General features: G+C 61.8%; 16 protein-coding genes. 12 read left to right on the forward strand and 4 right to left on the reverse strand.

Features of this window, described 5'->3' with window-relative positions; genetic code table 11:
- Positions 1-37: 37 nt before the first annotated feature.
- Positions 38-1,375, reverse strand: a complete 1,338-nt coding sequence (locus AC3RCP_RS19530) for an alginate export family protein (RefSeq protein WP_492571052.1) — start codon at positions 1,373-1,375, stop codon at positions 38-40.
- 237 nt (positions 1,376-1,612) lie between these two features.
- On the opposite strand from AC3RCP_RS19530, the gene AC3RCP_RS19535 reads away from it, so the two are divergent.
- The 12 genes from AC3RCP_RS19535 (at position 1,613) to AC3RCP_RS19590 (ending at position 10,867) form a co-directional block, all read left to right on the forward strand.
- Complete coding sequence (locus AC3RCP_RS19535) at positions 1,613-2,005, forward strand: DUF6152 family protein (RefSeq protein WP_492571051.1); 393 nt, start codon at positions 1,613-1,615, stop codon at positions 2,003-2,005.
- 64 nt (positions 2,006-2,069) lie between these two features.
- Positions 2,070-2,849 carry a hypothetical protein gene (locus AC3RCP_RS19540; protein WP_492571050.1) on the forward strand — a complete coding sequence of 260 codons (780 nt, stop codon included), beginning with the start codon at positions 2,070-2,072 and terminating at the stop codon, positions 2,847-2,849.
- A 33-nt stretch (positions 2,850-2,882) separates the two neighbouring features.
- The gene (locus tag AC3RCP_RS19545; RefSeq protein WP_492571049.1) at positions 2,883-4,391 is read left to right on the forward strand and encodes an alpha/beta hydrolase domain-containing protein; all 1,509 of its coding nucleotides are present in this window, start codon (positions 2,883-2,885) and stop codon (positions 4,389-4,391) included.
- Between the two features lie 21 nt (positions 4,392-4,412).
- Complete coding sequence (locus AC3RCP_RS19550) at positions 4,413-4,901, forward strand: DUF6644 family protein (RefSeq protein ID WP_492571048.1); 489 nt, start codon at positions 4,413-4,415, stop codon at positions 4,899-4,901.
- 32 nt (positions 4,902-4,933) lie between these two features.
- Positions 4,934-5,422, forward strand: a complete 489-nt coding sequence (locus AC3RCP_RS19555; RefSeq protein WP_492571047.1) for a DUF6644 family protein — start codon at positions 4,934-4,936, stop codon at positions 5,420-5,422.
- Positions 5,423-5,487: 65 nt separating this feature from the next.
- On the forward strand, positions 5,488-6,162 hold the full coding sequence (locus AC3RCP_RS19560; RefSeq protein WP_492571046.1) for a DUF6162 family protein: 675 nt from the start codon (positions 5,488-5,490) through the stop codon (positions 6,160-6,162).
- Positions 6,159-7,091: a metal ABC transporter solute-binding protein, Zn/Mn family gene (locus AC3RCP_RS19565; RefSeq protein WP_492571045.1), complete on the forward strand. Its 933-nt coding sequence runs from the start codon at positions 6,159-6,161 to the stop codon at positions 7,089-7,091. Before AC3RCP_RS19560 ends, AC3RCP_RS19565 begins: the two co-directional genes overlap by 4 nt.
- Positions 7,092-7,105: 14 nt before the next feature.
- Complete coding sequence (locus tag AC3RCP_RS19570; protein WP_492571044.1) at positions 7,106-7,786, forward strand: metal ABC transporter ATP-binding protein; 681 nt, start codon at positions 7,106-7,108, stop codon at positions 7,784-7,786.
- Positions 7,783-8,688, forward strand: a complete 906-nt coding sequence (locus tag AC3RCP_RS19575; protein ID WP_492571043.1) for a metal ABC transporter permease — start codon at positions 7,783-7,785, stop codon at positions 8,686-8,688. The genes AC3RCP_RS19570 and AC3RCP_RS19575 overlap by 4 nt, the downstream gene beginning before the upstream one ends.
- Positions 8,685-9,680, forward strand: a complete 996-nt coding sequence (locus tag AC3RCP_RS19580) for a metal ABC transporter solute-binding protein, Zn/Mn family (protein WP_492571042.1) — start codon at positions 8,685-8,687, stop codon at positions 9,678-9,680. The genes AC3RCP_RS19575 and AC3RCP_RS19580 overlap by 4 nt, the downstream gene beginning before the upstream one ends.
- A gap of 30 nt (positions 9,681-9,710) precedes the next feature.
- On the forward strand, positions 9,711-10,034 hold the full coding sequence (locus AC3RCP_RS19585) for a hypothetical protein (protein WP_492571041.1): 324 nt from the start codon (positions 9,711-9,713) through the stop codon (positions 10,032-10,034).
- Between the two features lie 8 nt (positions 10,035-10,042).
- Positions 10,043-10,867: a DUF4198 domain-containing protein gene (locus AC3RCP_RS19590; RefSeq protein WP_492571040.1), complete on the forward strand. Its 825-nt coding sequence runs from the start codon at positions 10,043-10,045 to the stop codon at positions 10,865-10,867.
- A gap of 954 nt (positions 10,868-11,821) precedes the next feature.
- On the opposite strand, the gene AC3RCP_RS19595 is transcribed toward AC3RCP_RS19590, so the two are convergent.
- The 3 genes from AC3RCP_RS19595 to AC3RCP_RS19605 all read right to left on the reverse strand — a co-directional run bounded on the left by AC3RCP_RS19595 (position 11,822) and on the right by AC3RCP_RS19605 (position 15,130).
- Positions 11,822-12,835, reverse strand: coding sequence for an alcohol dehydrogenase catalytic domain-containing protein (locus tag AC3RCP_RS19595; protein WP_101338356.1), 1,014 nt, complete (start codon positions 12,833-12,835; stop codon positions 11,822-11,824).
- A 56-nt stretch (positions 12,836-12,891) separates the two neighbouring features.
- Entirely contained in the window at positions 12,892-13,641 is a 750-nt protein-coding gene (locus AC3RCP_RS19600; RefSeq protein ID WP_087092257.1) for a glucose 1-dehydrogenase, read from the reverse strand.
- Between the two features lie 571 nt (positions 13,642-14,212).
- Positions 14,213-15,130 carry a LysR family transcriptional regulator gene (locus AC3RCP_RS19605; RefSeq protein ID WP_101338357.1) on the reverse strand — a complete coding sequence of 306 codons (918 nt, stop codon included), beginning with the start codon at positions 15,128-15,130 and terminating at the stop codon, positions 14,213-14,215.
- Position 15,131 lies beyond the last annotated feature (1 nt).

The following is a 15,131-nucleotide window of genomic DNA, read 5'->3' on the forward strand; positions in this document are numbered from 1 at the left end:
GCATGCGCTGACGCTGGTTGGCGGCGTGGACGGCCGCTCAGAAAGTCACCCAGACGATGAACTGGAAGTAGGTATTCACCGATGCGTTCCCGCTCTGCTGGCCTCCGTCCCCAAGCCACTTCTCGGGCTTGTAGAAGCCAAGCAGCGGCGAGAGCGTGATGTTGTCCGTCACCATCCAGTCCACAAACAGGTCGACCTCGCGCGCGCTGGAGTCCTGCGCATCACGGTCGGAGAGCTGGTGGTAGTCGAAGAACATCGCGTTAAGGGTCAAGGTGTCAGTCGGCCGGACCGCGAACAGCAGATCGTTGATCTGCATGTTCGAGGTCACCGAGGCGGCGTAATTCACCGCGACCTCACCCTGGTAGCGCTTGCGATAACCGCCCTGGAACAGGAAGTCCCAGCCTTCGGAATAGCGCGCATAGCGATAGCTCACCGTCGGTTGCCACCGGGTATCGGCGAAGGTGTAGCCGACGTCGAAGAACATCGCCCGCTGCGACCCCGAACGCTTTTCCTGACGCACCACCTCGAACGCGAAGTCGGCATGCTCGATCCCGGCATTGCCCTGGCCACGAATGCTGTAGGCATCCAGGCCCTTGCGCTCGAGCCGCTCAGCAAAGGCATATCGCTCGTCGACATCCAGGCCGCGCACGTAGGTCGAACCGATCGAGCCGATGGGCGTCCTGTAGTCGAGGGTGGCGGCCGCCACTTCGGCCTTCGACTGCCCGGGGTTATCCGATTTCAGCCACATCAGGCTTCCGTGCAGGCCCTGTGAACCTCCCAGCTTCAAGACCGCGGTGTGCCCAAACGCCAGCCGCGGGCCAAGGTAGTAGGCGCCGCCGCGATTGAAGCGGCCATCCGAGACGCCCTCGATGGGGCTGAAGGCTCTCCCGGGAGCGAACCCATCGTCGGTGATCAGGAAGCCGTCCACCGTAACCAGTTGCCGGCCAAAGGAGAACTCGACGCCGTCTCGGCCCAGCACGGGAATCAGATCGCCAGACTTCCAACCCAGGTAAGCGTCCTCCACAGCCGTTCTTCTTTCATTACCCGCGCTGATCCCACCCGCGTCCCCGTCACCCCACGACGCCGTGCTGATCAGGCTGAAGCCGCCGTGGATCGAGCCGGCAGCGATCTTGTCCGTCGCGCCGCTGACACCATATTTGGCGAAGCCTTCTTGCCAGCGCATCTTCCCGGGCTCCTGCTGCGGGTCGCCGAGGTAGTTCTTGTTGCTGCCGAACCAGCCAAGCCCCGCCCAGAGATCGGCGTTCAGGACGGTTCCGCCATCGTCTTCTTTGTAGAGCTCGTAGCCCTGCGCCGATGGCTCGAACGAGCAGAGGGCAACCAGCGAAAGCAATGGGGCGTAATGGGGGGTGCGCATGACGTCTCTCCTGTTTTTATATTTATGAGGCGAGCCACGAGTGTTCCGGCGGGTGTCACGCAATCGGTAACCCAAATCAGCACTTGCAAAGGGCTCGCCGCCCCTTCCCTGCACGCAATACCTCCCCCCTGCAAAACATTCCCGGTGCCTTGAATGGTTGCCGTTTTGGGCTACGGCACAGCGAGTGCGGCCCCCTATCCTGTGGCCATAAGAACGCATAAGAACCGAGGCCCCGCCATGACCCCTTCGCCACCCTCACCACTGTTACGCCGGGGGCTTTGCCTGCTGGGCATGGTTGCCTGCGGCGCCCTGCCATCGGTGGTCGCGGCCCACCATTCGTTCGCGATTTTCGACCAGACCCGGACGATCACGCACAAGGGCGTGGTCGAGCGTTTTGCCTGGACCAACCCTCACGTCGCGATTTACCTCGATACGCCCGGCCCGCCGCCCCAGCGCTTGAAGATCGAGACCGGCAGTGTCAACGCGCTGAAGCGCATGGGCTGGACGACTGATTCGATCAAGGCCGGCGAGAGCGCCGAGGTTTCCTTCAAGCCGCTGAAAAACGGTGAGCCAGGAGGGTTGCTGGTGGAAATCAAGATCGGTGACGTCGTGCTCTCGGGGGGCGGATAAGCGCAACTCCTGCCCTGCTTCATGAGTAGCGAACCGAACAGACCCTCGGGGTGGAGATGCCTGAATGAAACCGACACGAACCTCAAGCCCGGTCACGATCCTGCTGAGCGCCCTGCTCATGAGCGGCGCCTGGATGAGCATCGCGGCCCCGTCGCCCCCCCAGGGCGAGCAACATCCCACGGGCACCCGCCCCGACATCAGCGGCACCTGGGAAAGAACCCCGGACGACTGGTTCGGCGCGAACCCGGACGATCCGGTGCACCCGGGCGGCCCGATGGACCTGAAGGCGCCCTATGCCAGCGAATACGCCGCGTTGAAACAGAGACAAGCCGCAGCCAACGCAGCCGGGACGCCACTGGCCACAACCAGTGCCAGATGCCTGCCCGAGGGCATGCCGACGTTGATGGCGGCGCTCTTTCCGATCCAGATCATTCACGACGACCAGCAAGTGATAGTCCTCGGCGAGTACCTCCAGCAGGTGCGCCGGATCCTCCTGAACGAAGCGCTGCCCGCGAGGGAGACGCTGGACCCTGCCTACCAGGGCCATTCGCGCGGCCACTGGGAAGGCGACACCCTCGTCGTGGAGACACAAGGCGTGCGAACCGACGTGAGCTTCTACGACGTTCCGCACGGCAAGGAGATGAAGATCACCGAACGCATCAGGCTGCGGGCGCCGGACCGCCTGGAGAACCAGGTCGTGATCGAGGACCCGCAGGTGCTCAACACCCCGTATCGCTTCACGTTCGACTACAAGCGCTCCGACTACCGCATTCAAGAGTACGTCTGCGAGAACAACCAGATCGTGATCGACAGCGAGGGCAAGGCGACCCTCAGCCGCGAGTGAAGCCCCTATCAGCAGCCACCTGGAGGTGAGCGGATGAAACGACCGACAACCCGCGGCATCCTGCGGCCGATGCTGCACAGCGCCCTGCTTGCGCTGCTCCTCGCGTCGAACAGCTTCGCGCAGGTGCCCCGCATGCCCACGGCCATCGCTGTGCCGCCCTCCGGCGTGCCACCGCTGTCGTCGGCGAAACGCCCGGGTACCGAATACAGCGACCTAGACAAGTACGGCTACATCGAGGAGGAGTTTTACCTGCAAGGCGTCGCCCCGACCATCACCGCCTCGGGCCAGAACCTCTTCGAGGCGCCTTACACCACACGCATCCTGGTGCGCAGGCCAGCCGACCCCGCGCGCTTCAATGGCACGGTGGTGATCGAGCCGTTCAGCTGGTTCGGCGAGCGCGGCGCCGGCTGGATCCTGACCCGCGACTACTTGCTGCGCCGCGGCTACGCGTACGTCGGGTACACGCTGAACGTCAACCAGCCGCCCGTCGATCCCAAGTTCATCGCCGCCACCCCGGCCGCCGAGGCCGAGGCGATCGCCCAGTACGGACGGATCGTGAACTTCGAGTTCATGCGCCGTTTCGACTATGCCCGCTACGCGCCGCTGGGCAGCTATTACGATCCGCGACACTTCACCCGCGGCGAAGGTCCCGATCCGTTCACCCCGCAATCCCAGGGTATCGCGGCGCAGCTGGCGCTCCTGCTGAAAACCCCTGCGGTGCAAAGCCCGTTGGCCGGCTTCGCGGTGCGACGGGTCTATGTCAATAGCTGGGCCGTGACCGCGCAAGTCTGGATGGACTACCTAGACCAGGGCCGGCACCAGCAATGGCGCATGCCCGACGCGACGCCGCTGATCGATGCCTACATGACCGGCCGCATGGCCTATGGCGAGGTGGGCGGCGACGTCATCCGGCTGCCCCGCCAGATGCCCGACGGCGTGCCGTTCGTGACCGTCTACAGCCAGTCCGAGCTGATGCACGACGTGCTCGAAGGTATCAGCCTGCCACCAGACACCGACAGCCCGCAGGTTCGCTACTACGAAGTGACCGGCATGCCGCACCTGCGGCAGGCCGACCTCGGCACGGAGCACTCCGAACGGCTCGCTGCCGACCTTGGCAGGGGCGACGACCCACGGTGCCGGACGCTCTACGACGAGCCGGTGGAGCTGGTCGTCTCGGCGCTCCTGGATGGCATGGACCAATGGGTACGCGACGACAAACCCATGCCGAAAGCCCCGCGGGTCGCCCGTGAGGGCAAGGCCGCCGCGCGCGACCCCGTGACCGGCAACCTGCAAGGGGGCGTACGCCCGCCGTGGGTCCAGGTGCCCAGCGCGACCTACCTCACGGAACAGGAGACCGGCTGCGGCCTGATCTACGACACCAAGGTGGCTTACTCGAAGGACCTGCTTGGCCAGCGTTATGGAAGCTTCAGCAACTACCAACAGCAGTTCGAGGACGCCAAGGGCCTGTCGATCAAGGAAGGCTACCTGCTTCCGGAAGACGCGCCGGGCCTGCGTTCGATCGCAACCCCTCAAGACTTCTAACCCACAGTGGAAGAAAAGCCGATGTCATCAGAACTCGTCATTACCTGGATCTACGCGTCCCCCTTGAGCACAGCCATCAGGGACATGCTCTGGGTCGTACCCACCGTCCAGAGCGTGCACATCCTGGCCATCGCGGTGATCTTCGGCTCCGCGCTGATCTCCGACCTTCGGCTGGCGGGCGTGCTCGCCACGGACGAGCCCTTGGGTGGCGTCGTTCGCCGTTACTACCCGTGGATGCGCAATGCGCTCGTCGTCCTGTTTTTCACGGGGTTGATCATGACCATCGGCGAGCCTGATCGCGTCCTCGTCAACACGGCGTTCTGGCTGAAGATGGCCCTGGTCGTGAGTGCGTTCACCCTGACCTGGCTGCTGCGGCGCCCCCTGCTACGCCCTGCCGACGATGCGCAAAGCGCTGCCGAGCCCCGTCTCGCCAAGGCGCTTGCCTGGCTGTCGATCGGCTTGTGGTGCGTCGTGATCATCTGCGGTCGCTGGATCGCCTACACGATCTAAGCGTTTTCAACGAAAGCTCTCAGGTATTCGCCATGGACATTCAAGCCCTGCTGCAAACCCTCCAGGAAACCTCTGTCGCCACCTTCATCCGCGAGTCGGGCTCGGCCTTCCCGGCCCTGGAGGCGGTGCATGTGATCGGCATCGCTCTCGTTTTCGGCACCATCGCCGTCGTCGATTTACGCCTGCTCGGCGTGGCCTCCCATCGCCGCAGCGCGCTCCGGCTGATCCAGGAACTGCTGCCGTACACCTGGGTCGCCTTCGCCGCCTGCGTGATCACCGGCGCGCTGATGTTCGTCGCCAATGCCACGACCTATGCGCAGAACAGCGTGTTCCTGTGGAAGATGGGCCTGTTGCTGCTGGCGGGCCTCAACATGGGGATATTCCACCTGGGCGCCTTTCGCCGGATCGACGAATGGGACACCAGGCTGCCGCCTCCCGGCCAGGCGCGTGTCGCCGGGTTCAGCTCGCTGGCGTTGTGGGCGGGCGTGATCTGCCTCGGCCGCTGGATCGCGTTTTCCTGATGGCTGGCCTGTCGCGACGTTGGCGCCGCGCACCCGAAGCTGACGCACACCGCGCAATCAAGGTTGTGCGCCCGGCCTCTGGCCGCTGGGAAGCGCTGGCGATCCTGATGGTGGCCCTGGCAGTCGTCGCCAGCGTCAGCGGCAATGTGATGCTGCGCCCCGAGAAAGCGGGCCCACCGACCCCCTTAAGCTGGCAGGTGCGCTCCTTCGATGGCCTGGGCTCGGTCGATCAGGCTATCCATAGCGCGCTGTTACCCGCCGGTGAAGAAATCATCTGGTTCAACAACGATACCGGCGGCTGGATCACCCTGGAGCACGCTCAGAAGATTGTGCTGCCGCCCTTCTACCGTGACGCGTTCTGGAAGACCAATGGCGAGGTGCGCTGGCAATTGATTCTGCCCGGCACCCAGCAGCCCCATGCCCTGACCGTCGATGCCCCCGCCACGCCCGCGGACCAGGCAGCCAGCCAGGTCTCGCAAGCCACCCAGGGCCAGGGCGCCACGGTCTACTACGGCGCCGCCGGCCGCGCGCCGGGCCAGAGCGCCTACCTGCTGGTCATCGGGCATGCGCATGCCGGTGTCATGTGGGCCAACCAAGCGACGATCTGGGTCCACCCCGACCCGAACGCTCCCTACCCCGGCATCGTCAAGCCCGAATCGCTGGTCGGCAAAGGCTGGCGCCAGGTCATTCCCTACGATGGTGCCAGCGAAGTCGGACACGTAAAAGGAACCCAGCCATGACCGCCTCCCTGAAACACCGCGCACTGTGGCGCCGTTGCATCGCGCTGCTGCTACTGATACCCACCATCGCACTCGCCGACCCGGCCCCAGCTTCGGCCAAGAAGCTGAAAATCGGTGTCACACTGCACCCCTACTACAGCTTCGTGGCAAACATCGTCGGTGACCAGGCGGAGGTCGTGGCGCTCATCCCGGCGCAGGCGAACCCGCACAACTACCAGCCGCAGGCCGACGACATCACCCGCGCGATGAGCCTCGATGCCCTGGTCGTCAACGGCATCGGACACGATGAGTGGGCTTTCGAGATCATCAAGGCCGCCGGCCGCGGGGCGACCCTGCCAATCATCCAGGCCAATGCCTCGGTGGCCCTTATTCCCATCGGCGGCGACCAGGGCGGCGCCAAGGTGGTCAACCCGCATACCTTCGTCTCCACCACGGCAGCGATACAACAGGTGTTCGAGATCACCCGCCGGCTGGGGGCACTGGACCCGGACAACGCCGCGGCCTATCGACACAACGCCCTGGCGTTCGCCGCGCGCCTGCGGGCGCTGCGGGCCCGCTTCATGACCCGTTTTGCCGAGCGCGACCTGTCTGCGTTCCGGTGCGCGACAACGCACGCCGGCTACGACTACCTGATGCAGGAATTCGGCCTGTTTGTGAGCGCCGTCATCGAGCCGCGCCACGGCGTCACGCCGACCGCGCGCCAGTTGGCCAACACCATCGACGCGATCAAGAAGGCCGACGTGCGCGTGCTGTTCGCCGAGAAGCACTTCTCCATCGACCTGGCCAAGCCGATCGAGGCCGTCACCGGCGTGAAGGTCTTCGCGCTGTCTCACATCACCGGCAGTGCCTACAGCCCGGACGAATTCGAGGTGGCGATGAGTGAAAACCTCGAGACCCTGGCCGCGGCCATTGAATTCACACAGCGATGAAGGAGCAACAAGCGATGCGCGGACCCGCTGTAGTGTTCGATAACGTCTCATTGCAACTGGGAGGCACGCAGGTGCTCGACGGGGTGAGCTTCCGGGTGGAGGCCGGTGCGCTTCATTGCCTGGTCGGCCCGAACGGCGGCGGCAAGACCTCGCTGGTGCGCACGCTGCTGGGGCAGATGCCGCATTCCGGGGCGGTCCGGTTCGAGGGCGAAATGACGACGCCGATGGGCTATGTCCCGCAATTGCCGGACTTCGACCGCAACGTGCCGATGACGGTCAACGATGTCATGGCCCTGTTCGGTCAACGCCGGCCGGCCTTCCTCGGGTCTGGCCGATCCGCCAGGGCAGCGAATGTCCAAGCGCTGGCGCGTACCGGCATTGCCACACTGGCTGGACAACCCTTTGGCAGCCTGTCCGGCGGCGAGCGTCAGCGAGTGCTGCTGGCCCAGGCGATCAGCCCCTCGCCCTGGCTGCTGATCCTCGACGAACCGACCGCCGGCATCGACGAGCCGGGGGTGCGACTGGTGGAGGCGCTGGTGGCCGAACTGCACGGCCGCGGCGTCACCATCCTCTGGATCAGCCACGACCTCGAACAGGTCAGGCGTATCGCGCAATCGGTGACCGTGATCAACCGGCGGGTGCTGTTCCATGGCCCCAGCGACCAGATCGCCCGCCAACCGGAGGCCAGCCAATGAGCACCCTGTACGACTTCATTCGCGACCAGCTCCAGGCGCTCTCCGCGGGTGGCCTCCTGCCGCAACCGTTCGAGTACGAGTTCGTGATCAATGCGCTGCTTTGCGCACTGCTCATCGGCCCCCTGCTCGGGGTGCTGGGCTCGATGGTGATGATCAAGCGCATGGCGTTCTTCAGCCAGTCGGTCGGCAATGCGGCGATGACCGGCGTCGCCATTGGCGTGCTGATCGGCGAGTCCTACACCTCGCCCTACCTGTCGATGTTCGGCTGCTGCCTGTTGTTCGCCCTGACCCTGAAGTACACGCAGCATCGCACCACCCTGTCCAACGACACGCTAATCGGTGTGTTCTTGTCCATCTCGCTGGCGGTCGGGGCCTCCTTGCTGCTGTTCGTGTCGGCGAAGATCAACACCCACGTGATGGAAAGCGTGCTGTTCGGCTCCATCCTGGCGGTGGACCACCGCGACATGAACGTGCTGCTTGCCGTCACTGCGGCCACCGCCCTCGTCGGGCTGCCGCTGTACAACGGCATGCTGCTGGCCAGCCTCAATCCGAGCCTGGCGCAGGCTCGCGGCGTGCCGGTGCGCGGCGTCGAGTACCTGTTCGTGGTGCTGCTCACCCTGGTGACGGTGGCCTGCCTGAAGATCATCGGCGCGGTGCTCGTCGAAGCCCTGCTGCTGATACCGGCAGCGGCGGCACGCAACGTCAGCCGGTCCCTCCCGGGGCTGGTCACGCGCGCCATCCTGATTGCGACTTTTTCCTGCATGGTCGGCATCCTCGCGCCGATGCAGTTCCACATCCCCGTGCCGACCGGTGGCGCGATCGTGATCGTCGCCGCCCTGGTGTTCGCCATCACCACCGTGATCCGCACTACCGCGTCCCGCTTCAGAGGTCCCAGCGTATGAAATGGCCTTGCCTGTCACGTCACCCCTGGCTGGCGCTGCTGGCGCTGCTGCTGGGCAGCCAGCCTGCGGCCTTCGCGGAAGCCCGCAAGCAGCAGGTGCTTGTCGCCCTGCCGGCGGTGTATGCGCTCACTTCGGCACTCAGCGACGGCACGAGCATCGAGGCCGTCCGCCTGCCGCCAGGCACCGCGGTGCCTATGGAAAGCCAGGCCAGCGCGCTGTCGCGCCTGGAGGCCACCGTGTTCCGGCAGGCCGCGGCCGTGGTCACCCTGGGCAGTCTGTGGCGCGCGGACCCGCTGTATGCGACGGCACGCCGCCACAATCTGCGCATCGTCGAGATCGATGCCTCGCGCTCATGGGACACCATCAAGCCCGGCGTGGCCGTGACCCGCATGCCATCAAACGACGTCCCCTGGGCCGCCGCACGCGATGTCGACGGCGGCCTGTCGCCGTACGCCTGGCTCGGCCCCGTCAACGCCATGCGCATGGCGGCGCTTATCGCCGCCGACCTGGCGCGCCTGTCCCCCGCGGATGCGCCGCGGATCGAGCGCAACCTCGCCTCACTCGAAAACCGACTGCGCCGGCTCAAGGCCAACTATGGGGCGCGGCTGATGGACGTGCCGGACCTGCGCGTGCTGTCGCTGGCCAATGAGCTCATCTACCTGTTCGGCGAGTTCGGCATTTTTGTCGACGGCTGGTTCGTCCGACAGGACATCGACTGGAGCGACACCGACCGAACCGCGCTGACCCGCTACCTGCGCGAGCGGGACATCCGCGTGGTGGTCCACAAGTGGCCACCGGACGCCAGGATTGCCCAGGCCATCGAGGACGGCGGCGCACGCTTGCTGATCCTGGATACGGGCAATCCGGGAATGCTCGCCGACACGGCCAGCGGGTACGACGCACTCCTGAGTTCGAACCTGGATGCCTTGCTGGCGGCCTTCGCGCCGGCTGGCAACACAACAAGCGGCGATGATCGCTCGTCGCGCCAATGACCAACCTCGACCCTGGAGACCGAAGACCTTATGAAACCCCTGGACTCAGCACCTCGATTACTGATGGCAGGCGCCCTGTCATTCTGCCAGGCAGCCTTCGCCCATGCCCCGGTCATCGACTGCTACCTCGAGCGCGATGACCTGGTGAAGTGCGAGGCGGGTTACACCGACGGCAGCTCGGCCGCTGGCCGGAAAATCAATGTCCAGGACCCCGGCGGAAAGGTGTTGCTCGAAGCAAGCCTCGACCAGGACAACAGCTACACGTTCGCCCCTCCCTCCGCAAACTACTCCGTGGTGTTCCTCGGCGGAGACGGCCATGACGCGACGATTCAGTCCGCCGACATTTCAAGGTGAGATCGACCATGCCGACCAAACGACGACTGCTCCAAACCCTTGCCGCGGCGACACTCGGCTGCCTGGCCGACGCCGCAGAGGCGCATTTCCAGATGCTCTACCTTGAGGAGACAGCGCTGCAGCGCGCGGAAAAACTGGAGTTCGCGCTCGTGTTCAGCCATCCCTTCCTCGGCGGCCCCACCCTGGCCATGGACGAACCCCGCGCCTTCAGCCATACCAGCGCGCACGGCGGGAAAAAGACCGACCTGCGCGAATATTTGCGCCCCATCGAATGGCAGAGTCGCGAGAATCGCGCGAGCGCCTACCGCGCGTCGATTCCCCGCGAGTTGATGCGCTCACTGGGTGACCATGCCTTCGTACTCGAGCCCGAGCCCTACCTGGAAACCGAGGAAGACGTCTACATCCAACAGTTCACCAAGCTGATCGTCAATGTCGGCGGAGTCCCCGGTCAGTGGCTGCAGCCGCAGGGCTTGCCAGTGGAGATCCAGCCACTGAGCAAGCCTTATGCAAACTGGACTGGCAGCGTGTTCCGCGCCAGGGTGCTGGCCGACGGCAAGCCCGTGCCGCTCGCCAAGGTCGAAGTCGAATACCTCAATTACTCCGTCGATATCGAGCAGCACACCTTCGGCCAGCAAGCCCATGTCACGGCGCCTAACCCGTCATTCAACGTCCTGAGCACGTATGCCGACGCCCAGGGCATCGTAACCATCGGCCTGCCCCGGGCCGGCTGGTGGGGCCTGGCAGCCCTGGACATCGGCGCCACGAAAACCCATAAGGGCAAACCCCTGTCGCAAGACGCGGTGCTGTGGGTGCAGACCAAAGACATGAAATGACGCAAGCAGCCTGAGGTGGCAGTGCTTAGGCAGAGAAAATGTGAAAGATGTAATTCGCGGGTGCCTGGGGTGATTCGGGCATGCCGAATGGTCATTTCCAAGAGAAGCATGGTGAACTCCTGTTAAAGAGCCAGTACCCGACGCTCGTCTGGTGAGCAAAAGGGATCCGGCACTCATACAGTTTTGAACCGGTCCTGAAAAAGGACTTAAACGTACTGGCTACCACTGGAATCCAGGATTTCTGGTAGAAACGCAAAAAGGACCCGAAGGTCCTTTTGCGATCGCTGCAGAATTCAGTGGAATCCTAAAGCGCTATGTTTGGAGCGGGAAACGAGACTCGCATCTAGCGTCCTACCCATTGAAATCTAAGGGATTTCTTTTCTTGCCAAAGTAGGAAAAGACTCAACTCTGGACTTGTTTTTGGGGTGTATCAAGGGCCAAGAAGGAGTGATTCCAAGCTACGCTACTGGATTCTACCCATAGTCAATCGGATGAACGATCATCAAGCCAGCGCGCCTGTTTTCACAAGATGTAGTGGCTCGACCGCTGGTTGATGCCCCGCCTGTAATAGACTTGGCGCTCGCCCGGCATCCGGAGAATCACCTGGTGACATTAACAGCATTCCTGAAAGCATTTCGAGAATGGTGCCCGGCCTGGCGACCTTTGCAGCCAACTCTTTCGCGAGTCACAGCCAGAAACACCACAGGTAACAACCAAGACGAGAAGTAAGTACCTCAATTCGGAATTCATCTTAATTTTCTGCTTACTTCGACTTTCCAGCTTGTGTCGCCATCACATCGCTCAACACGTGGCTGACATACTGCTGTTGGTAAGGGCAGGTGAGTTGCACCTTCTGGTATTCCATCAACTTGGGGTCGATTGAGGATCGATCTGACAGTCAAAACTAGAGAGCCTAGCAACTGTCAGATCAGGCCCGCACTTCTACACAATGCGTTAAATCGTAAGTACCGAACGAAATTTCGCTTTGCTCATATTCAGGAAGACTTCCTCTGCGTCTTCAAGCGGATAGGTTTCAATCATTGCCCGCACCCCCTTGAGCGCCGCAAATGCCATAGTTTCCTCGCTGTCTTTGGCATTGCCACTATACCAACCAGCGATACTACGCCGACCAAATACCAGTAAGTCAGGGGAAACACCCAGAGGCTGATGGTCGGTCGCTACAAACACAAGACGACCATTAGGCTTGAGACCCAAGGTCAGATCCGCCTGTGCTGCGCCTGATCCTACCGTTGAGAGCACTACTGTCGCTCCACCTAAACGGGCCAGGGCCTCCCCTGCACTCCCCTCAGTACTGTCGATGTATTCGTCAGCTCCAAGCTTGCGGGCCAGGGCTTCCTTGGCGCGACCACGGCTCACCGCTACCGTGCGGAACCCCATTTTATTCGCAAACTGAACGGCAAGATGGCCTAACCCTCCCACGCCATGAATCGCAACCGTATCGCCCGGACGAGCGCCAGAATGACGTAACGCGTTGAATGTTGTAATACCCGCACACATCAGCGGAGCAGCCTCCGCAAAAGACAGCACATTGGGAATCCGCGCTAAAGCATCTTGCGGTACCACCATATATTCGGCATACCCTCCATCGTAACTCGCCCCCACGATCATACGGTCGGTGCAGTTGGTGAAGTCGCCCTGACGGCAATACTCACAGTTAGAACAACTCCCCCCGTGCCAGCCAACTCCCACACGGTCTCCAGGTTTCCAGGTCGTCACCTCGGCGCCTACCGAGTCGATCTCACCGGCCACTTCATGCCCAGGTACTCGGGGATAAGTCACACCCAGCATGCCCATTCGAGCAATATTTTCCCCAGCACAGACGCCACACGCATGTACTTTGACCCTAACCTGTCGTGGACCAGGTACGGGTACGGGAACCTGGGACACGACGAAAGTTCCCCCTACCTCTACGGCCTGTACCGCCTTCATTAGCATTGTCTCAGTCATTACACACCTCCCAATTAGAGGGCAATAGAAACCGGATGCGGTTTCGTTTGCCCGATTCAGTTGCTTGAGCCGCCATTCATCAGAATCTCTTCACCGGTAATGAAGAACGATTGGTCGCTGGCGAGAAATTCCGCGATATCAGCGACATCTTGTGCCTTTGCGAGCCTCCCAATCGGGATCGTCTCGAGCAAACTCTTTTTGTAAGGATCGTCGTCACCGACTCCGGTGAAGATGCCGGCGCCGTCGATCGGGCCAGGGACAAGTGAATTGACGGTGACTTTGCGATGACCGATTTCCTGGGCTAACACCCGCACGAGATATTTCGGCGCGGATTTGCTAGTCCCGTAAAGACCAAGTCCTGGTTGCGGGCGCGATGTCGAGCTGGAGGCAATATTGATGATTCGGCCGCCATCAGCGATGTGGCGAGCTGCAGCCTGCATGACGAAGTAGGGACCCTTGGTGTTAACGCGAAAGAGTAGATCAAAGTCCTCCTCGGTCACGTCGACCACCTGAATGTTGACCTTTTCTATGCCCGCGTTGGCCACGACAATATCGATTTTGCCGAATGTCCTGAGCCCGGCCTGAAACAACGCTTCAATTTCAACAACGTTGGACACATCTGCTTGTACGCTGATCGCCTTGACACCTTCAGCTATCGCCGCAGCCACTACTTCATCAGCAGGTGCTTTGTCTCTCGAGTAATTGATCACGACATTGGCACCGCGTTCGGCCAGGCGTAGCGCAATGGCGCGCCCGAGCCCCTTGGACGATCCCGTGACTATTGCAACTTTTCCTTGCAAACTCATGACTGCATACTCCTGTTAATTAACTGCGTTGAATAAAACTGGAGGCGTGGGGTATGTGAGTGAATTCGACGAAGTCGTCGATCACGGTCATCCTGTTTACAGCCAGATAGTCCTCTATGTCTGAAGATTAAGTGTAATTAATCGGGCTTCAATGGAAAGCCCATAAAATCCAGACAAACAATCCAGGAAACACGTCCAATCCCTTGCGGATACTGCTTGTACAGCTTGGCAACCGTTTCTGACTTCGAGGCGTCAAGTTCTATGACCTCAACTTGATAGGCTGGTTGATAGATCGCTTTATTCGAAGTGGCAAACCTCTCCGTGTTTGTTCGTCTCTGAACATCAGAATCAGCAAGTGTCTATCAGTCTGGATAACGGCCACGGCGACTGACACATATATAGATGAGACGACCACATCGGTCCGACCACCCTCCAGGACTTCAACTTCGATACAAATATTGCGCCCTTGCATAGCGCCTCCGACATTGGCGAAGTACTGGAGGTCAAGCTGATGACAGGCCGAGGCAAAGTCCGCGCCGCGAGTGGCGGATGCTGAACGAACATGAGCGGATCAGAGCGAATCCGGAGACTCAAGAGATGGCAGCATCAACACCTCAAACCATTCGATGAACGCATTGAGCCGACGCGAGCGTTGGCGTCGATGTGGGTACAGCAGCGAGACAGGCATCGACGCGGCCCGAAACTCGGGCATGACTTCCACCAGTTGCCTGGAATCGAGCAGGTGTTGCACATCGAACCGGGGGATCTGAATCAACCCCATTCCCGCCATGCAGCAAGCGATATAGCTCTCGGCGTTATTGACGATCACCCAGCTGGGTACTGCCACCTCATGGGTCTTGCCATCGCTTACATACTCCCAAGGTAGCTCACGACCGTTATTCGGCGAGGCATACCCTACCGAGAAATGCCCATGTGTCAGGTCTCCCGGCTCCTTCGGGGTGCCATGCTGGCGAAGATAATCAACAGAGGCACAGTTGATCAGCGCGATATGCCCGATCGTCCGGGCGAACAGACTGCTGTCGAGCAGATGGCCAACGCGGACGACGCAGTCGACCCCTTCCTGCACCAGATCGATAGCGCGATCTGTGGAGCCCAAGGCGAGCTGCAGCTCTGGAAAGCTGCGCTTGAGAGTCGGCAGGGCCGGTGCGATCAGCCTTCGGGCGATACGGCTGGGAACATTGATGTTCAAGCGTCCAGAGACCTGGTGTTGATGCAGCTGAAACAGCCGCTGGATGTCGTCAGCATCCGCCAGTAGCCGTCGTACCCGCTCCAGCAACTGAGTGCCATCGGCGGTCAATTGCACCCGTCGTGTCGTTCGATGCAATAGCCGTACGCCCAGATCTGTCTCCAACTCCTGAATAGCGGCAGATACCGAAGCCCGCGGCAATTCGAGCATGTGGGCCGCCTTGATGAAGCTGCCCATTTCGGAGACCTGGATGAAAATACGGTACTGGATAAGCTTGTCCATA

Source organism: Pseudomonas sp. GW822-FHT05A08 (assembly GCF_058800485.1).